This is a genomic window from Variovorax sp. OV084 (genome assembly GCF_900111625.1).
Taxonomy (GTDB): domain Bacteria; phylum Pseudomonadota; class Gammaproteobacteria; order Burkholderiales; family Burkholderiaceae_C; genus Variovorax.
In genome coordinates this window covers 60,995-79,460 of record NZ_FOII01000010.1, presented here as the reverse complement: position 1 = coordinate 79,460, position 18,466 = coordinate 60,995, and the positions used below count along the sequence as shown (strand labels likewise).

Sequence of the window (18,466 nt, the reverse complement as noted above, 5' to 3'; positions counted from 1 at the left end):
GGGGAGGCCTTAGAGGAGCCGGCGACGGGCGTATCGCACCACCGTCACGCCCGGCTTGGCCTGGCGTGTCGAGGGCATCACGAGCACGCAGTCGTCGTAGGGCGTGACCACGGGCTCGCCCTCGTTCCAGCCGATCACGGTGCCCGCGCGTTCGATCACTTCCAGGCCGGTGAAGGGCTGCGCGAAGCGGAAGTCCTCGCCGCGCGCCACCACGGGGCCGGTCACGTCCAGCGCCCACTGCCGGGGTGCGTCGGGCTGCAGCCAGCCGGGCAGTTGCTGCGCGATGGCGGCATCGTCCAGCGTGCCGGCCGCCCGCAGGAAGCGCGCGCACTGGTCTTGCGCCACCGTGCGGCTGGCCGGGTCGCCATGGAATCCGCATTCGACCAGCAGTGCGAGGGCGTCGCTTTGCGCGTCGGCATCGGGCGCGCCGAACCGGCCGAAGTCGCGCATGCGCACGCCGTCCTTGTGGCCTGCGTCGATGACCACGTGCTCCGGGCTGCGCATTGCCTGCGCCAGCCGCAGATTGCGCGGCTGGATGCCGGTGAGCGTCAGCGGCGCCGAGGGCTCGTGCATCGAGTGCAGGTCGAGCAGCCAGTCGGCCTGAGTCACATAGGGCAGCAGCGCCGCGGCACGACGCCTCTCCCGCGTGCCACCGGCCTCGATGCGATCGGGCAGCCACTGGCGGTTGAGGTCTTCGTCGACAAAGCGCGAGGCATCGTGGTCGGCCACGTCGAAGGTGTCGAAGGCTTCCAGGTTGCAGAACGCCAGCGTGAGCGTGCCGCGCTGCGGGCGCACGCCGGCCTCCAGCAGGCCCTTGAGCGCCCAGGCGCCGCACACTTCGTTGCCGTGCACGAGTGCGCTGATCATCACGTGCCGGCCGGGCGCTTCGGCTTCGAAGTGCCAGACGCCTTCGACGCCGGTGTTGCCGGCGCGCCAGGCAGAGAGGTCGGGGGCGGGGAGTTGAAACAGCGTGGACAAGCTCATTCCTTGATGTTGGCGAATTTGACGATGGTCTTGTACTTGGCGGTCTCGGTGACCAGGAATTTGTCGATGTCCACGTTCGACGTCGGCACGACCGAGCTGGCGGCTTCCATCTTCTTGCGGAAGTCGGGCGACTGCAGCGTCTCGTTCAGTGCCGTCTTCAGCCGGGCCAGCACCGGCTCCGGCAGCTTCGCCGGCCCCAGCAGCGCGAACCAGACGCCGATGTCCAGGCCCTTGAGGCTCGGGCTCTCGCTGAGCGCCGGCAGGTCGGGCGTGATGGCCGAGCGCCTGGCCTCGGTGGTGCCCAGCGCCACCATCTTGCCGCTGCGGATGTAGGGCAGGGCGCTGGAGAGGACGAACACGCCGAAGTCGATGTTGCCGCCCAGAAGGTCATTGGTGAGCGGCGCCACGCCGCGGTAGGGCACGTGCGTCATGAAGACGCCGCCCTGCTGCTTGAGCATTTCTCCGGCCAGGTGCAGCGAGGTTCCGACGCCGGAGCTGCCGTAGCTGTACTTGCCGGGGTTCTTCTTCAGCAGCGCGAGGAATTCGCCGGTGTTCTTCACGCCGGCGCCCGGGGCGGCCACCAGGACCAGCGGCTGCGAGGCAATCAGGCCGATGGGCGTGAAGTCCTTCGGCTCGTACTTCACGTTGCTGTTGACCAGCCTGTTGATTGCCACTTCGTTGCTGGCACCGGCGAGCAGCGTGTAGCCATCGGGCGCGGCATTGGCGACCTTCTGCGCGCCGATGGCGCCACCGGCACCGCCCACGTTGTCGATGATCACCGGTACGCCAAGGCGATGGGACAACTCGACGCCGAGCGCACGCCCGGTGAGATCGGTCGAGCCGCCCGGCGGGTAGGCCACCACTAGCGTGATGGGCTTGTTCGGGTAGGCCTGGGCATTGGCCGGGCCGGAGGCGGCCCAGGCAAGGCCGCACAGGGCCACGGCGAGACAGGAGGAGAAAGCACGGGGAAGACGCATCGTTGCCTCGGAGTTGTAGTAATCCCGAGGATTCTGCGGAGCCGATCATTCCTGCGTGGTGCCGTACTGGCACGAAGCCGTGCCGATTGGGCTAGCGCGGCGTCATTGCCCGCCACACATCCTCGGCCAGCGGACCCAGCCGGCGCTTCGGCCGATAGAGCCGAACCTCGAAGCGCACCTCCATGCGCCGGCCGCCCACGGGCACCAGCCGGCCGGCCTTGCAATCGCCCTGCACCATCGACCAGGGCAGCCATGCCACGCCCAGCCCTCTCAGCACGTACTCGTAGAGCGCATCGGCCGAATCGCATTCGATGCGACGCTGGAGGCGCGGCGCCTGCGGATTGTTGGCAAGCAGGTCTTCCACCATGCGGCCCATGGCGAGCGTGCGGACATAAGACAGAAACGGCACCTGGCCGTTGCCGTCGAAGCTGTGCCTGGCAAGGCCTTGCGCATCGGTGCGCGACACGGGCACAAGCTTGTCAGACGCCACCGTCACATGGGAAAACTGCCGCCCATCGAGCCGGAAAGTGAGCGCGGCGTGATGAAAGATCAGCGAGAAATCCACCTCGTTGTGTTCCAGCATCCGCACCGTTTCCGCCAGCGCACCCGTCAGCACGCGCACCTCGCCATCGCGCAGCACGGGTTGCAGCCGCACCAGCCAGTCGGCCATCACCGTGCGCGCCAGCGTGCGGCCCGTGACCAGCGTCACAGTGCGGGCCTGCCGGCCGGCCACGTTGTGCACCTCTTCACGCGAGCCCTCGACGCTGCGCACCACCTGGCTTGCGTTGTCCAGGAAGCTCTCGCCTGCCGCCGTCAGCACGACCGGCGAGCTGCCGCGTTCGATCAGCGTTGCGCCGGCCCACGACTCGAGTGCGCGGATGCGCCGCCCGAAGGCCGGGTGCGTGACGTGGCGAAGCTCGGCCGCGCGCGTAAAGCTTCGCGTCTGCGCCAGCGCGATGAAGTCCTCCATCCATTTGAATTGCATGGTGCGGAGCGAGGCTGGCTAGTTGCCCAAGGGGAGTTCGTAGCGGGCAAAGGACGAGGTGCCCTTTTGAATCTCGCTGTGCAGCAGGAAACCGAAGCGTTCGTAGAGGCTTCGCAGGGCCGCCCTGTCTGCCACGCAATCGAGCCGCAGATGCCTGCGCCCGAGCTCGAAGGCGCGCTCTCGTGCAAAGGCCAGGAGGGCGGTCGACACGCCGCGCCCGGCCCACGCCCGGCGAACAGCCAGCTTGTGCACGAACGCCGAACTGCCCGGTTCGATCTCGGGCCAGAAGAAGGGGTCTTCCATGTCGAGCCGCACCACGCCGGCCACGTCGCCGTTCTCGCGTGCGATGAAGTAGCGCCCGGCATCGGTGTCGCGCTGCACGCGCTCGAGGCCGACGTCGGCGGCCGACCACAGCGGCCGGCCATCGGCGACGAGCCATTGGGCGGCTTCGTTCAGAACGGCGGCAACTGTGGCCGCTTCGGAGGGTGTTGCTTGCTCTATGTACATCGCGGTGGCGGAGGATAGCCGACCGACCGCAAGACCCCTCTCGGCCTCAATCACTCAGTCATGCAGTGACGACAGGAACTGCTTGAGCTCCGCCGTCTGCGGATTTCCGAACAGTTCCGCCGGCGGCCCCATCTCGTGCACGCGGCCCTGGTGCATGAAGATCACGCGGTCGCTGACCTTGCGCGCGAAGCTCATCTCGTGCGTGACCATCAGCAGCGTCATGCCCTCGTCGGCCAGCGACTCCACCACGCGCAGAACCTCGCCCACCAGTTCGGGGTCGAGCGCCGATGTAATTTCGTCGCACAGCAGCACGGCCGGTTCCATCGCCAGCGCACGGGCGATGGCCACGCGCTGCTGCTGGCCGCCAGAGAGCTGGTCGGGCATGGCGTCGAACTTCTCGGCCAGGCCCACGCGCGTGAGCAGCTTGCGCGCCTGCGAGGCGGCTTCGAGGCTGCCTCGCTTCTTCACCAACGTGGGCGCGAGCATCACGTTCTTGCCGACCGTGAGGTGCGGGAACAGGTTGAAGCTCTGGAAGATCATGCCCACGCGCTGGCGCAGCTCGCGCATGGCCATGGCGCTTTCGTGCAGCAGGGGCTTGCCGTCGACCGTGAGCGAGCCTTCCTGGAACACTTCGAGTCCGTTGATGCAGCGCAGCAGCGTGCTCTTGCCCGAGCCGCTCTTGCCGATGATGGCGATCACCTCGCCGCGCTTCACGTCGAGGTCGATGCCCTTCAGGACTTCGTTGGTGCCGTACGACTTGCGCAGCGCGGTGATGCGCACGATGGGAGCGCCCACCGAGGTGGCGGGTTGTTGCGGTTCAAGCACGGCGGCCATGGGTTTTCCTCTCGAGATTCTTGGCGTACAGGCTCACGGGGAAGCACAGCACGAAATAAAGCAGGGCCACGCAGCTGAACACCACGAAGGGCTTGAAGGTGGCGTTCGAAATCATGCTGCCGGCCTTGGTGAGTTCGACAAAGCCGATCACCGACGCCAGCGCCGTGCCCTTGATGACTTGCACCAGAAAGCCGACCGTTGGCGCGATGGCGATCTTCACGGCCTGCGGAAGAATCACGTGGCGCATCTGCTCGCCGAAGCTCAAGGCCAGGCTGCCCGAGGCTTCCCACTGGCCCTTCGGGATCGAGGCCACGCAGCCGCGCCAGATCTCGGTGAGGAACGCACTGGTGTAGAGCGTGAGCGCCACGCTCGCGGCCGTCCACGCAGACACATCGATGCCGAACAACGCAATGCCGAAGTAGGCCAGGAACAGCTGCATCAGCAGCGGCGTGCCCTGGAAGAGCTGCACGTAAAGGCTCACGGCCCTGCCGATCGCCTTGCCGCCGCGCATCCGCAAAAACAGCAGCAGCGCGCCCACGAGGCCACCGCCGATGAAGGCGATGAGCGACAACACGACGGTCCAGCGCAACGCCATCAGCAGGTTGCGCAGGATGTCCCAGAGAGAAAAATCAGCCATGGTGAAAAAGGCCTCGGTATTCGGTCAGCGGCCGAAGAAGAACTTCGGCCCCGCCCAGTCGAGCAGCCGCCGCAGCGCCACCGACAGCGCCAGGTAAATCAGCGTGGCGATGATGAAAGCCTCGAAGGCGCGGAAGTTGCGGCTCTGGATCAGGTTGGCCGCGTAGCTCAGCTCCTCGGTCGAGATCTGCCCGCACACGGCGGAGCCCAGCATCACGATGACGATCTGGCTCACCATTGCGGGCCACACCTTCTTCAGCGCCGGCGGCAGCACCACGCGCAGGAATACCTGCGACTTGCTCAGCGCCAGGCTCACGGCCGCCTCGATCTGCCCCTTGGGCGTGGCTTCGATGCCGGCGCGGATGATCTCGGTGGAATAGGCGCCCAGGTTCATCACCATCGCGATCACCGAAGCCACCTCCGGCGAGAGCTTGACGCCCGCCGCCGGCAGCCCGAAGAAGATGAAGAACAGCTGCACGATGAAGGGCGTGTTGCGGATCAGCTCCACATAGGTGCCCACGATGGCGCGCAGCCACTTCGGGCCGCCCGAGCGCGCCCATGCGCAGAAGGTGCCGACGATCATGCCCAGCACGGTGCCCACGGCGGTGAGGCCGACGGTCCACGCCACGCCGCGCAGCAGCAGCGGCCATTCGGCGAGCACCGCGCCAAAGTCAAACTCGATGTTCATGGCCGCGCAGTTCGATCAGACGGGCAGGTCGCCGGCTGCCTTGCCGAGCCACTTCTTCGACATGGCGTCCAGCGTGCCGTCCTTCTTGGCGGCGGCAATGATTTCGTTGACCTTGGTCTTCAACGCGGTTTCGCCCTTGGCTACGCCGACGAAGCAGGGGCTGTCTTTCAGCAGCAGCTTGAACTCGGCGCTCACCTTCGGATTCTTGGCGAGCATGTCGCCAGCAACCGCCGCGCTGGTCGCGAGGGTTTGCGTCTGGCCGGCCACGAAGGCCGCGATCGTCGCGTTGTTGTCCTCGAAGCGGCGGTAGTCGACGTTCGGCGGCGCCACCTTGTTCAGCTCCTGGTCTTCCATCGCGCCGCGCGTCACGGCGACGGTCTTGCCGGCCATGTCGGCGAAGCTGGTGAGCTTCATGCTCTTGGCGGCGTACACGGCCTGGAAGAAGGGCGCATAAGCCGACGTGAACTCGATCACCTTCTCGCGCTCCGGGTTCTTGCCGAGCGTGGAGATCACGAGGTCGGCCTTCCTGGTCTGCAGGTACGGAATGCGGTTGGCGCTGGTCACGGGCACCAGTTCGACCTTCACGCCGAGCTTGGCGGCGATGAGCTCGGCCATTTCAACGTCGAGGCCCTGCGGCTTCATGTTCTTGTCGACCGAGCCGTAGGGCGGGTAGTCGGTGGGCACGGCGATCTTGATCGTCTTGGCCTTGAGCACGTTGTCGAGCGCGTTCTGGGCGTACGCGCCGCCGGCCGAAGCCAGCATGGCGACTGAAGCAAGCGCAAGGGCGAGGTGGCGTTTGGATGCAGAGAAGGTCATAGCAGGGCTCCTAGGTAAGTCGAAGAATCTGAATCGGGGGACGCGGCGTCGGCGGCCTTGCGGCGCTTTTTGGCCTTGGGCGCCGGGGCGGCATTGGTGTTTTGCAGCGGCGCCAGCGCATCGCGCAGTTGCGCGAGCGGATCGGTGGGCGCCTGCACGCGCAGCGCCGACTGCACCGTGCCGATGTGCGCGGCCATCAATGCTTCGGCGGCGGCATGGTCGCCGCGCTCCAGCGCCGCGACGATCTGCACGTGGTCTTCGCACGACTGCACCGCGTCGTGCGTGGACTGGTAGAGCATGGCGATCAGCGTGGTGCGCGCCGTGTAGTCGCGCAGCGTGTCGGCCAGCAGCGTGTTGCCCAGGCATTCGGCCAGGCACACATGGAAGTCGCCCAGCAGGAAGCTGCGGTTGCCGACGTCGCTTTCTTTCAGTGCGGCCTTTTCACGCTGGAGGTGCGCCTTCAATTGGCGCAGAGCGGTCTTCTCGATCTTTCCGGTGCTGCCCGCACTGCGGATGAGGCCCAGCTCAATGACGCGCCGCGCCTCGAAGGCCTCGCGCGCCTCGTCCTGCGAGGGCTCGATGACGAACCAGCCGCGCCGTGCGCTCACCGTGACGATGCCGCGCGCCGCCAGCCGCGTGAGGGCCTCGCGCACGATGGTGCGGCTGCAGTCGAACAGCATCGCCAGCTGCTGCTCGCCCAGGCGCGAACCCGGCGCGAGCTTCTGCGCCATCACCGCTTCGACGATGCGTGCACTGATTTCGGATGCGGAGATGGCCATAGGCCTGCATACCAGCAGCTTCTGTGCCAACTGGTATGCAAGATCTGTGCACCTAAATGGAACATGACCCCGAAAGGGGCGCGCGGGCTCAGCGCCGGGCTTGTCCCCGGCCCAGTGCGCTCGCCGGCAGGGCCACAAGCATGAGCAACGCCGACAGCACCAGGGCCCCGCTCAGCACGTAGAGGCTGAGGGTGAAGCCGCCCGTCAGCGTCTTCAGCGCGCCGACCATCATCGGCGCCACCAGCCCTGCGCTCCCGCCGATGGTGCTGATGAGCGCGATGCCCGCGGCCGCGGCGCTCTTCGACATGAAATTGCCGGGCACCGACCAGAGCACTGTGAACGCGGCGGAAATGCCCATGGCCGCCAGCGCCAGGCACAGCACGGCGGCAAAGGCGTTGTGCATGAAGAGCGTGGTCAGCGCCAGCCCGGTCGCGCCTACGACGGCGCTCAGCGCAAAGTGCCAGCGGCGCTCCTTGCACCGGTCCGAATGCCGCCCCACGACGATGTTGGCCGCAATGCCCGCCACCGCCGGAATGACCGAATAGAAGCCGATCTGCAGCACGCTGAGCCCCATCGACTTCAGGATCGTGGGCTGCCAGAACGACATGGCGTAGATGCCCAGGATGATCAGGAACGACATGAAGCCGATCAGCCAGACCCGGGCGTCGCGCATGGCCGCGCCGAAGGTGTGGCGCCCGGTGGCGCCGTTCGCGGCCTGGTCTTCGGCCAGCAGGCGCGTCACGCGCTGCTTCTCGACTGCGGACAGCCAGGCCGCCTGCGACGGACTGTTCGACAGCCAGCGGAACGCCGCCACGCCCAGCAGCACGCTCGGAATGCCTTCGAGCAGGAACAGCCACTGCCAGCCGCGCAGCGACAGCACGCCGTCCAGGTAGGTCATGGTGAGCCCGGCGATCGGCCCTGCCACGATGGGCGCCGCGCCGAAAGCCATGAAGAACAGCGCTGTGGCCTGTGCGCGGCGGTGCGACGGGAACCACAGCGTCAGGTAGAACAGCACGCCTGGCGCGAAGCCGGCCTCGAACACGCCGATGAGAAAGCGCAGCACGTAGAACTGCGTGGGCGTGGTTGCGAACATCATCGCCGCCGATGCCAGCCCCCACAGGCCCATGATGCGCAGCAGCGTCGCGCGCACGCCGATCTTCGCGAGCATCAGGTTGCTCGGAATCTCGAACACCGCATAGCCGATGAAGAAGATGCCCGCGCCCAGGCCGAACACCGCGTCGCTGAAGCCCAGCTGGTCCTTCATCTGCAGCTGTGCATAGCCGACATTGGTGCGGTCGAGATAGTTCAGCACGTAGCAGGCGCACAGCAGCGGCATCAGGCGCCAGGTGATCTTGCGGAAGAGCGCGGCGTCGGTGGTGTCGGCCAGCGTGCGTGCGTGCGCGGCATCGAGGGTGGCGGTGTTCATCGTCTGTGTCTCCTTCTGTGTTGTTCCTGCGGCGGCGGCGTTTCAGGCGACGGTGGGCGTGCCGAAGCAGGTCTCGCCCCACAGGTGGCTGGCCGGCGCGCCCGGAAACAGCCAGTGCGGCGAGCATTCGGCCGACGGCACGACATTGCTGAACCCGTGCGAAGACGAGGTGCCGGCGAGAGTCTTCTCCAGCACCATCGACAGGTACTGGTCGTTGCTGCTTTCCTGCGTGTTGCCGTTGAGGATCACCTCCGCGCCGGTAGCCTGCGCGTAGCGGCGGATGCCGTTGTGCCGCGACTGCAGCGGCGCCCAGCTGTCGGCCGCCACGCCGTTCTCGCTGCTCACGCGCAGGCCGTCGGCGATGCGGTAGACCAGCGAATGGTTGCCCTCTGTGTGGCCCGGCGTATGCACCAGCGCAAGGCCGCGGCCCAGCTGGATGCTGCCGTCGAAGGGCACGATGCGCTCGGCCGGCACGCCGCCCAGCCCGTGCGGGCAGTACCACTCGGCCTGCACCGGCAGCAAGCCTTGCACGCTGGCGAGTTCCTGGCGGTGCACCAGCAGCCTGGCGTTCGGCAGCAGGCCCGGCATGGCGGCGCTGCCGAGCCAGCGGCGTACGTCCTGCGTGTGCAGGTGGTCGTAGGTGATGAAGTCGACTTGCTCCGGCGCGACGCCGCAGCTTGCCAGCGCCTGCAGGACAGTCTGGTAGACCGGTGCGATGGCCTTGTGCAGAAATTTCGGCGTTTGCTCGCCCAGGCGCTTGAAGTAGGGCGTTTCGTTGCCGGCCTCGAAGTCGGCCGGCGTGAACAGCAGTGTGCGCAGGCGGCCCTCGAAGTCGTCGTACTGGATCAGCACGGTGCGCGCCAGCAGGTGGACCATGTGCGGCTTGAGCAGCTGCTGCGAATACACGCCGGTGAAGGCGAACCACGCGGGGTACGGAATGCGCAGCAGGTTGAAGCTGCGCGCGAAGCGCACCGGCGGCGCATCGAGCAGGCGTTCGCGCAGGCCTTCGGCTGAGCGGCGGATGGCGCGCAGGCGGTCTTGCGGCATGGCGGCGTCGCGGGTGCCGTCGAAATCCGCCAGGTGTGCGAAGCCGGTCGGGTCGGGGTCTCGGGTCATGGGAAGTTCTCCTTGGCTTTTGGCGCGCAGGCTCTCAGTACATCGAGCGGCCGCCCGAAATGTCGAACACCGCGCCGGTGCTGAAAGAGCAGTCGTCCGACGCCAGCCATGCCGCCATCGCGGCCACCTCGTCGACCTCGACGAAGCGCCCCATCGGCACGCTCGAGAGCAGGGCGGTGCGCAGCTGTTCGCGGTGCTCGGCGGGCACGGCCGCGAACACTTCGGTGTCGGCCGCCGAGGGCGTGATGCAGTTCACCAGCACGCCCGATGCAGCCAGCTCCTTGCCGAGCGACTTGGTCAGCGCGATGAGCCCGGCCTTGGAGGCCGAGTAGGCGGCGTTGAAGCCGTTGCCCTCCTTGCCGGCAACCGAGGCGATGTTGACGATGCGGCCACGCCGCCGGGCGAGCATCACCGGTGCGACCGCGCGGCAGCACAGCCATGCGCCCGTCAGGTTGATGTCGAGCACATTGCGCCACTGCGCGGGCGTGTGCTCCCAGGCAGGCACGGTCGGGCCGAGCACGCCCGCGTTGTTGACGAGGATGTCAATGCCGCCGAAGCGTTCCTGCGACTGGGCGGCGGCACGGGCGACCTGGTCTTCGTCGCGCACGTCGACGACTGCCGAGGTGGCGGTGCCGAGCGGTGCGAGCGTTCGCAGCGCATTTGCCAGTACTGACGCATCGAGGTCCCACAGCGCGACGCTGGCGCCGGCTGCCAGATAGCGCCGCGCTATTGCAAGGCCGATGCCGCGCGCGCCGCCCGTCACGATGGCGTGGCGGCCTGCGAGCGCATCGTTGCGCAGCGCAGTCATGCAGCCGCCGCCTCGGGTGCGCGAGTTGCGGCTGGCTGCCCCAGCAACCCGCCTACCAGCGCGGCGACATGCTCCGCGGGCACACCGGCCAGCAGCTGCCGAAGCATCGTCAGCGTGTCGAAGTACACGCGCTCGCATACCAGCCGGTCGCCTTCGAAGATGAAGAACGCGTTCATGCGGCAGCGAAAGCTGTTGCCTGTCGGCGGCAGGCCTTTGAGCGGACCGCGGTGCGTGCCCAGCAGCCAGAACTCGACGACCACCGAGTCGTCGGCGTGCCGCAACTGGATGATCTCGTGCCGCTGGTCGGGAAAGGCGCGGCGCGTGTCGGCGTAGTACTGGCGCACGTCGGCAATGCCGTCATGCACTTCGCCGCTGGGAATCAGCTCGTAGTGCGGATGCGGGAAGGTGCCGAGCACGGCGTCGAAGTCCTGCCGGGTCTCGTCGGCGAAATGGTCGAGCACGAGGCGCTCGCGGCGGGCTTGAAGTTCGGTGCGTGGGGTGTTGTTGTCGTTCATCGGGGTGTGCTCCATGTGACAGGGATGACAGGTGACATCGGGTTGCTGCGAATGCGCAGGTCCGGGCTCGCTGCTTACTATCGGCACGCTCCCGCAACAAGACTGTCCGGTGTTGGCAATCGCCGCTCGGGACAAACCCGCGATGCCACGCACGCTCCCTTCATCCAACGCCACCAGCGCCGCGCCGGACGCGCAGCCGTCACCGGTGCACAACAGCGACATGCGGCTGGCCGGGGACGTGCAGCAGCGGCTGCTCGCCGTGGCGCACCGGCGCATGCTGGCGCGCGGCGAGTCGCTCTTTCACAAGGGGTCGTCGCCCGATGCGCTGTTCGGCGTGGTCAGCGGTTCGTTGCGCGTGAGCGTGGTCGCGCCGGGCGGGCGCGAGGCGGTGATCGCGATGCTCGAACCCGGCCACTGGTTCGGCGAGGTGTCGCTGCTGGTCGGGCGCGAGCGCGTCTACGACACCTGCGCGGTCGACACGACCGAGATGGCGGTGGTCGCGGCGGCCGACTTCCACCGGCTGGTGGCCGAACATCCCGACGTGCACATGGCCTTCACCCGGCTGGTCTGCCTGAGGCTGCGCCAAGCGCTGGCGTGGATCGACGACGTGATCCTGATGCCGCTGCAGGTGCGGCTCGCGCACCGGCTGCTCACGCTGGACGCGCGCGCCCAAAGCCCGGGCGAGGGCGGCGGCACGCTGCTGGGCGTGTCGCAGGAAGACCTGTCGTTCATGCTCGGCGTGTCGCGCCAGAGCGTGAACCGGCAATTGAAGCTGTGGGAAGAAGACGGCACGCTGCGCGTGCGCTACCGGGGCATCGAACTGCTGGACCGCGCGCAGCTGGAGCGGCACGCCGCAACGCCGCGCTGAGCCGCGCTGAAGGCGTGCCGAATCAGTCCATCCGCGCGCCCGACGCCTTCACGGCCTTTTCCCAGCGCGGCGTTTCCGTCGCCAGGAAGCGCCCGAAATCCTCGCTGCCCAGGAAGGCCGGGTCTGCGCCCTGGCTCACCATGCGGTCGCGCACCTCGGGGTTGTTCAGCACCTGCCTGAATGCGTCGCTGAGTTTGGCGACCACGTCTTTCGGCGTGTCCTTCGGCGCGAAGAAGCCATAGAAGCCCACCACCTCGAAGCCCTTGACGCCCGACTCGATCACGGTCGGTACGTCGGGCAGGGCGGGGTTGCGCTCGCGGCTGGTCACGGCCAGTGCGCGCACCTTGCCCTGCTTGTGATAGCTGGCGGCTTGCGGAATCGACTCGGCCATGAACTGCACCTGCCCGCCCATCAGGTCGGTGAAGGCCGGCGCACTGCCGCGGTAGGGGATGTGCACCATGAAGATTCCCGTCGCGGTCTTGAACATCTCGGGCACCAGGTGGCTGATGCCGCCGTTGCCGGCCGAGCCGTAGTTGACCTGGCCCGGCCGCGCCTTGGCGTAGTCGACGAACTGCTTGAGGTTCTGCACCGGCAGCTTGGGTGTGACCAGCAGCGCCAGCGGCTGCATGGCGGTGCGCGCGATGGGCACGAAGTCGCGCTGCGTGTTGTAGGGCAGCTTGCTGTAGAGCGCGCCGTTGATCACGGCCACGCCGGTGTTGGCCAGCATCAGCGTGTAGCCGTCGGCCGGGCTCTTGGCGACTGCGTCGGCGCCCACCGAGCCGCCCGCGCCGGGCTTGTAGTCGACGATCAGCGGCTGGCCGAGCACGGCCTGCAGCTTGTCGGTGAGCAGGCGCGCGTGCTGGTCGAGCGGGCCGCCGGCCGGAAAGCCGATGATGACCTTGATCGGCTTGTCGGGGTAGGCCGCCATCGTGGCCGTGCCGAGGGCGAAAGAAAAGGCCGCGAGCGCGGTCCGGGCAGGCTTGTTCATGATCCGTCTCCTCTTTATTGGGAGCCGATCATAAGCAGCGCACTCAGCTGGCCAGCGTGGCCTTCAGCGTGATCTCGGGCACGCTCGCCAGCGCCTTCGACAGCGGGCAGCCGGCCTTGGCGGCGGCCGCGATCTGCTGGAACCTGGCTTCGTCGAGGTTCGGCACGGAGGCGTCGAGTTCGAGCGCAATACGGTCGATCTTGAAGCCGTCGCCGTCCTTGGCCAGCCGCACGGCCGCCCTGGTGTCGATCTTCGTGGCGGCCAGGCCTTCTCTTTCGAGCGCGAAGGCGAAGGCCATCGTGAAGCAGGCGGCATGCGCCGCGCCGACGATTTCCTCGGGGTTGGTGCCGCGCTTGTCGTCCTCGAAGCGGCTGGCGAAGCCGTAGGGGTAGTCTTTCAGGGCGCCGGTCTCGGTGCTGACTTGGCCCTTGCCGGTCTTGCCGGCGCCTTCCCAGTGAACGCTTGCGTGCTTTTCTGCTGCCATGTGAGTTCCTTCATTCGGTGGGTGGGGGGCTGACAGGTATCGCGCGGAAGGCGGCCCGTGTCTGTAGTCGCAAGGCGCGAGAGCAGAAGGTTGCGCATGTGAGAAGAAATGGCGTCACCTAGGCGACGCTCCGGGGGCTTCCCCGATGGGAGCGGCGGCCTTGGCGGCTTAGGCTGGCGGGCTGTCGCGCTTTTCTTTGTCCCGCCTGTACTCACCATGCAACAACGCCCGCATTACAAGTTCTGGCCCAAACGCCTCCCGCATTCGATTACCGTCCCCGCCACCTCCCTCTGGCACAACCTGGCCACCTCGGCCGCACGCTACCCCGACAAGCCCGCGCTCGTGTTCTTCGGCCGTGTGATCAGCTACCGCGAGTTCGCCGCCCAGGCCGAGCGCCTGGCCGGCGCGCTGCACGCGCTGGGCGTGAAGCGCGGCGACCGCGTGATCCTGGACATGCAGAACTGCCCGCAGCTGGTGATCGCGCATTTCGCGATCCTGCGTGCCAATGCGGTGGTGGTGCCGGTCAACCCGATGAACCGGGCCGAGGAGCTCAAGCACTACATCACCGATCCCGACGCCAAGGTGGCCATCATCACCGGCGACCTAGCGCCCGAATTGGCCAAGGCCAGCAACGCCTTGCCGGCAGAGCAGCGGCTCGCCGACATGATCGTGACCCAGTTCACCGACGCCTTCGACGCCGACGCGTCGGGCGACGACGCCCCGGCCCCCGCCTGGAAAGACTGGCTCACCACCCGCCATCCGCTGCCCGCGCTGGACGGGGGCAAGGTCATCGCCTGGACCGACGCGCTCGAGGCCGGCCATCCGCCGCCCGAGCACATGGTGGGCGCTAACGACATGGCGCTGCTGCCCTACACCAGCGGCACCACCGGCCTGCCCAAGGGCTGCATCCACCACCATTCGAGCTTGATGCACAACGCGGTCTCCGGCCAGATGTGGGGCGGGTCGACCTCGGAGACGGTGGTGCTGGCCGTTGTGCCCATGTTCCACATCACCGGCGTGGTGAGCATGATGCACACGGCCATCCTCGCCGCGGCCACGCTGATCATCATGCCGCGCTGGGACCGCGACGTGGCCGGCCGGCTGATCTCGCGCTGGAAGGTAACGGCCTGGACCAACATCCCGACCATGGTCATCGACCTCATGGCCAGCCCCAACTTCGCGAGCTATGACCTGTCGAGCATGACCTACATCGGCGGTGGTGGCGCGGCGATGCCGCAGGCCGTGGCGCAGCGCCTGCTCGAGCAGTACGGGTTGAAGTACCAGGAGGGCTACGGCCTCACTGAAACCGCCGCGCCCTCGCACACGAACCCGTCGGACCATCCCAAGCAGCAATGCCTGGGCATTCCGTTCATGAGCACCGACGCGCGCGTGGTCGACCCCGACACGCTGAAGGAGATGCCCATCGGCGAATCAGGCGAGATCATCATCCACGGCCCCGAGGTGTTCCAGGGCTACTGGAAGCGCCCCGATGCCACGGCCGCTGCCTTTGTCGAATTCGAGGGCAAGCGCTTCTTCCGTTCGGGCGACATGGGCCGCATGGACGAGGACGGCTACTTCTTCATCACCGACCGTCTCAAGCGGATGATCAATGCGAGCGGCTTCAAGGTGTGGCCGGCCGAGGTCGAGCTGCTGATGTTCCGCCACCCCGCGATTCAGGAGGCCTGCGTCATCTCGACCAAGGACGACTACCGCGGCGAGTCGGTCAAGGCCGTCGTGGTGCTGCGCGCCACGCACAAGGACACGACCGAGCAGCAGATCATCGACTGGTGCCGCGAGAACATGGCTGTCTACAAGATTCCGCGCAAGGTGCAGTTCGTCGATGCGCTGCCGAAGAGCGGCAGCGGGAAGGTGATGTGGCGGTTGCTGCAGGAGGACGAGAACGCGGCGAAGTGAGCGCGCTTCACTTGATGAGGCCCAGCGACTTCAGCAGCGCCCCCGCCTCTGTGCGTCCGTTCGGAGTGATGGACTGCGAGGCCACCGCCTTGCCCAGGTAGTCCACCACCTTGTGCCGATTCTGGTTCGGCCCTTCCCACAGGAAGAGCCGTCCCAGCTCCAGCGCTGCATCGCCGTCGCCCTGCGCATAGGCCTTCTCGAACCAGAAGCGCGCCCAGCGGAAATTGCCCTCGTCGCGGTAGCAGATGGCGAGGTTGGCGCAGCCCGCCACGTCGCCCGCCTTGGCGGCCTTGCGGTACCAGTCGCGCGCGGCCGCGGGGTTCTTCTTCACGCCGATGCCGTGGTCGAGGAAATAGCCGACGCTGTTGAGCGCGTGGGTCTCGCCCGCGGCTGCGGCCTTGAGGAACAGCGAGAGGGCCTTCTTGTGCGCGCCAGCGTCCCATGCGTCGTTGGCCGCGAGGAACCAGTCGTCCTGGGTGGGTTCTTGCATGGTGCGTGCTCTCCTTCGAAGCGTGGTTCAAAAGAAAAAGTCTGTGTACCGATCGGTTCCGCCGGGTGGATCACTTAGCCTCGATCGGTCCTGCCATTCTGCCTATCTCCCCGCTTCTTCATGCATTCACGCGCGCTGCTGCTTTCCTGCCTTCTTGCCTTTTCTCCCTTCCTGAGCCAAGCCGCTCCCCGCACCTGCCTCGTCGTGGGCATCAGCGACGGCGACACGCTCACCGCCCGCTGCGGCCGCATCGGCGCCTACGAGCGCGTGAAGGTGCGCATCGCCGCCATCGACGCGCCCGAAAAAGCCCAGCCCTACGGCCAGCGCAGCAAGCAGGCGCTGAGCAACATCTGCTTTCGCGAGCAGGCGCTCATCACCGAGATCGACACCGACCGCTATGGCCGCACGGTGGCCGACGTGCGCTGCAACGGCGAGGACGCCGGCAGCCGCATGGTGTCCGAAGGCTGGGCCTGGGTGTACGACTACAACCACCTGGCCACCAAACGCGGCGGCGGGCTGTTCAAGCTGCAGGACAGCGCGCGTGCCCGGCACGCCGGCCTGTGGGCCGACTCGAAGCCGACGCCGCCCTGGGACTGGCGCAAGCGCCAGCGCGGCGAGCAGCCGCATTGGGGCGGCTTCTTCTGAGTTCCTGTTACAGGCCCGTGTCATGCGGAATTCACGAGGCGGCGACACTATGCCCGGCTCCGTAACCCCACGACGACAAGAGCATGGCCAAAGACTTCGCCCGCATGGAGGACTCCAACCCGTCCGCCAACCCCACGATCCACGAAGTGTCCGACCCGAAGCGTCGCATGCTCGTGCAAGGCGGCCTCGCTGCCGCGATTGCCGGGCTGTTCGGCCCGCTGGCCGGGTGTGCGGCAACAGGCGGCACGGCGGGTTCACTGGGCCGCGCCATCGGGTTCAAGAGCGTGCCGATGGCTGCCGTCGACACCGTGGTCGTGCCCGAGGGCTACAGCACCCAGGTGCTCTACCGCTGGGGCGACGCCACCGGCATCGCGGGCGCCATGCCCGCCTTCAAGACCGACGGCTCCAACACCGCTGAAGAGCAGGCACTGCAGGCCGGCATGCACCACGACGGCATGGCCTTCTTTCCGATCGATGGCTCCAACCGCGGCCTGTTGGTGTTGAACCACGAATACGTCGACGACGGCCTGCTGCACACCGACGGCATGAAGACATGGACGCCCGAGAAGGTGCGCAAGTCGATGAATGCGCACGGCGTGTCGGTCATCGAGCTGCAGCGCGACGGCGGCAAGTGGACGCAGCTTGCACCCTCGCGCTTCGCGCGCCGCATCACCGCCCTGACGCCGATGACGCTCACCGGCCCCGCAGCCGGCCACGCCATGCTGCGCACCGCCGCCGACCCGTCGGGCACGCAGGTGCTGGGCACCTTCAACAACTGCTCGAACGGCCACACGCCGTGGGGCACGTACCTGACCTGCGAAGAAAACTTCGCCGACTACTTCGAAGGCACCGACACGCCCGACGCCCACCAGAAGCGCTGGGGCATCAGGAAGGGCAATGGCGCGAAGTACCGCTGGCACGAGCATGAAGCGCGCTTCGACGTGTCGAAGAATCCGAACGAATCGAACCGCTACGGCTGGGTGGTCGAGATCGATCCGCAAGACCCCACCTCGACGCCGCGCAAGCGCACCGCGCTCGGCCGCGCCGCCCACGAAGGCGCCGCCACCGCGCTCACCAACGACGGCCGCGCCGTCATCTACATGGGCGAAGACTCGCGCTTCGAATACATCTACAAGTTCGTGAGCCGCGACAGCGTCAAGCCCGGCGGCGCCGCGGCCAACCGCGACCTGCTCGACCACGGCACGCTGTACGTCGGCCGCTTCGACGTGGACGGCACCGGCGAATGGCTGCCATTGGTGCAGGGCAAGAACGGCCTGGTGGCCGACAAGGGCTTCACAACGCAAGGCGACGTGCTCATCAAGGCACGTCAGGCCAGCGACCTGTTGGGCGCCACCAAGATGGACCGCCCCGAGTGGACCACCGTAGACCCGCTCACCAAGGAGGTCTACTGCACGCTGACCAACAACAGCAACCGCGGCGGCGCCGGCCAGCCCTTCATGGACGCGGCCAATCCGCGCTCCAACAACACGATGGGCCAGATCATCCGCTGGAAGGAAACCGGCGACCTCGACGCCACCAAGTTCGCCTGGAACCACCTCGTGCTCGCGGGTGACCCGAAGCAGACGCGCTATGAAGCACAGGGCAACATCAAGGGCGACACCTTCGGCAGCCCCGACGGCCTGATGGTCGATGCGCGCGGCGTGCTGTGGATCGAGACCGACGTGTCGACTTCCACGCTGGGCAAGGGCGAGTACGCCAACCTGCCCAACAACCAGATGCTGGCCTGCGACCCGACCAAGGGCGAAATCCGCCGCTTCCTGCTCGGCCCGGCCGGCTGCGAGATCACCGGGCTCACGGCCACGCCGGATCTGCGCACGCTGTTCATCAACATCCAGCACCCGGGCGAGCCGGCCAACGAGCGCAGCGATCCGGATCGTCCGCTCGCCGTGTCGAAGTGGCCCGACGGCGCGGGCCGTCCGCGCTCGGCAACCATTGCCATCACGAAGAACGATGGCGGCGTGATCGGGACTTGATGGGGTAGGGTG

Annotated in this window: 20 protein-coding genes; 4 read left to right on the top strand and 16 right to left on the bottom strand. The window is 67.3% G+C overall.

The features are described from left to right. Positions 1-9 precede the first annotated feature (9 nt). From BMW87_RS22790 to BMW87_RS22730, 13 genes are all read right to left on the bottom strand, one after another. Complete coding sequence (locus tag BMW87_RS22790) at positions 10-978, bottom strand: M14 family metallopeptidase (protein ID WP_371127407.1); 969 nt, start codon at positions 976-978, stop codon at positions 10-12. Positions 979-980: 2 nt separating this feature from the next. Then, positions 981-1,961 (bottom strand): Bug family tripartite tricarboxylate transporter substrate binding protein, encoded by a 981-nt coding sequence (locus BMW87_RS22785; protein WP_093078787.1) that lies wholly within the window; start codon positions 1,959-1,961, stop codon positions 981-983. Positions 1,962-2,052: 91 nt separating this feature from the next. Then, positions 2,053-2,946, bottom strand: a complete 894-nt coding sequence (locus BMW87_RS22780; protein WP_093078786.1) for a LysR family transcriptional regulator — start codon at positions 2,944-2,946, stop codon at positions 2,053-2,055. A gap of 18 nt (positions 2,947-2,964) precedes the next feature. Further along, positions 2,965-3,453 carry a GNAT family N-acetyltransferase gene (locus BMW87_RS22775; protein ID WP_093078784.1) on the bottom strand — a complete coding sequence of 163 codons (489 nt, stop codon included), beginning with the start codon at positions 3,451-3,453 and terminating at the stop codon, positions 2,965-2,967. A gap of 54 nt (positions 3,454-3,507) precedes the next feature. Beyond that, positions 3,508-4,287 (bottom strand): amino acid ABC transporter ATP-binding protein, encoded by a 780-nt coding sequence (locus BMW87_RS22770; RefSeq protein WP_093078782.1) that lies wholly within the window; start codon positions 4,285-4,287, stop codon positions 3,508-3,510. Next, a complete protein-coding gene (locus BMW87_RS22765; protein WP_093058299.1) occupies positions 4,271-4,924 on the bottom strand; it encodes an amino acid ABC transporter permease in 654 nt (217 codons plus the stop codon). The genes BMW87_RS22770 and BMW87_RS22765 overlap by 17 nt, the downstream gene beginning before the upstream one ends. 24 nt (positions 4,925-4,948) lie before the next feature. After that, on the bottom strand, positions 4,949-5,611 hold the full coding sequence (locus BMW87_RS22760; protein ID WP_093058300.1) for an amino acid ABC transporter permease: 663 nt from the start codon (positions 5,609-5,611) through the stop codon (positions 4,949-4,951). Positions 5,612-5,626: 15 nt separating this feature from the next. Then, positions 5,627-6,427, bottom strand: a complete 801-nt coding sequence (locus tag BMW87_RS22755) for a transporter substrate-binding domain-containing protein (protein WP_093078781.1) — start codon at positions 6,425-6,427, stop codon at positions 5,627-5,629. Further along, positions 6,424-7,206: a GntR family transcriptional regulator gene (locus BMW87_RS22750; protein WP_093058302.1), complete on the bottom strand. Its 783-nt coding sequence runs from the start codon at positions 7,204-7,206 to the stop codon at positions 6,424-6,426. Before BMW87_RS22750 ends, BMW87_RS22755 begins: the two co-directional genes overlap by 4 nt. 88 nt (positions 7,207-7,294) lie before the next feature. Beyond that, positions 7,295-8,632, bottom strand: coding sequence for an MFS transporter (locus tag BMW87_RS22745; RefSeq protein ID WP_093078779.1), 1,338 nt, complete (start codon positions 8,630-8,632; stop codon positions 7,295-7,297). Positions 8,633-8,674: 42 nt separating this feature from the next. Beyond that, complete coding sequence (locus BMW87_RS22740; protein WP_093078777.1) at positions 8,675-9,748, bottom strand: MBL fold metallo-hydrolase; 1,074 nt, start codon at positions 9,746-9,748, stop codon at positions 8,675-8,677. A gap of 34 nt (positions 9,749-9,782) precedes the next feature. After that, entirely contained in the window at positions 9,783-10,556 is a 774-nt protein-coding gene (locus BMW87_RS22735) for an SDR family NAD(P)-dependent oxidoreductase (RefSeq protein ID WP_093078776.1), read from the bottom strand. After that, positions 10,553-11,071 carry an ester cyclase gene (locus BMW87_RS22730; RefSeq protein ID WP_093058326.1) on the bottom strand — a complete coding sequence of 173 codons (519 nt, stop codon included), beginning with the start codon at positions 11,069-11,071 and terminating at the stop codon, positions 10,553-10,555. Before BMW87_RS22730 ends, BMW87_RS22735 begins: the two co-directional genes overlap by 4 nt. Before the next feature lie 142 nt (positions 11,072-11,213). Between BMW87_RS22730 and BMW87_RS22725 the strand changes: the two genes are divergently transcribed. Beyond that, on the top strand, positions 11,214-11,939 hold the full coding sequence (locus BMW87_RS22725; RefSeq protein WP_093078774.1) for a Crp/Fnr family transcriptional regulator: 726 nt from the start codon (positions 11,214-11,216) through the stop codon (positions 11,937-11,939). 22 nt (positions 11,940-11,961) lie between these two features. Here BMW87_RS22725 and BMW87_RS22720 read toward each other — a convergent pair whose 3' ends face one another. Continuing rightward, entirely contained in the window at positions 11,962-12,927 is a 966-nt protein-coding gene (locus tag BMW87_RS22720) for a Bug family tripartite tricarboxylate transporter substrate binding protein (protein ID WP_093078773.1), read from the bottom strand. Between the two features lie 43 nt (positions 12,928-12,970). Then, positions 12,971-13,411, bottom strand: a complete 441-nt coding sequence (locus BMW87_RS22715) for an OsmC family protein (RefSeq protein WP_093078771.1) — start codon at positions 13,409-13,411, stop codon at positions 12,971-12,973. Positions 13,412-13,627: 216 nt separating this feature from the next. On the opposite strand from BMW87_RS22715, the gene BMW87_RS22710 reads away from it, so the two are divergent. Next, positions 13,628-15,325, top strand: coding sequence for a long-chain fatty acid--CoA ligase (locus tag BMW87_RS22710; protein ID WP_093078770.1), 1,698 nt, complete (start codon positions 13,628-13,630; stop codon positions 15,323-15,325). Positions 15,326-15,332: 7 nt separating this feature from the next. Here BMW87_RS22710 and BMW87_RS22705 read toward each other — a convergent pair whose 3' ends face one another. After that, positions 15,333-15,815, bottom strand: coding sequence for a tetratricopeptide repeat protein (locus BMW87_RS22705; protein WP_093058310.1), 483 nt, complete (start codon positions 15,813-15,815; stop codon positions 15,333-15,335). A gap of 120 nt (positions 15,816-15,935) precedes the next feature. Here BMW87_RS22705 and BMW87_RS22700 point away from each other — a divergent pair, with 120 nt between their 5' ends. Together BMW87_RS22700 and BMW87_RS22695 are read left to right on the top strand one after the other, a co-directional pair. Then, positions 15,936-16,460 (top strand): thermonuclease family protein, encoded by a 525-nt coding sequence (locus BMW87_RS22700; protein ID WP_093078768.1) that lies wholly within the window; start codon positions 15,936-15,938, stop codon positions 16,458-16,460. An 83-nt stretch (positions 16,461-16,543) separates the two neighbouring features. Further along, positions 16,544-18,454 (top strand): PhoX family protein, encoded by a 1,911-nt coding sequence (locus BMW87_RS22695; RefSeq protein WP_093058312.1) that lies wholly within the window; start codon positions 16,544-16,546, stop codon positions 18,452-18,454. Positions 18,455-18,466: the final 12 nt, after the last annotated feature.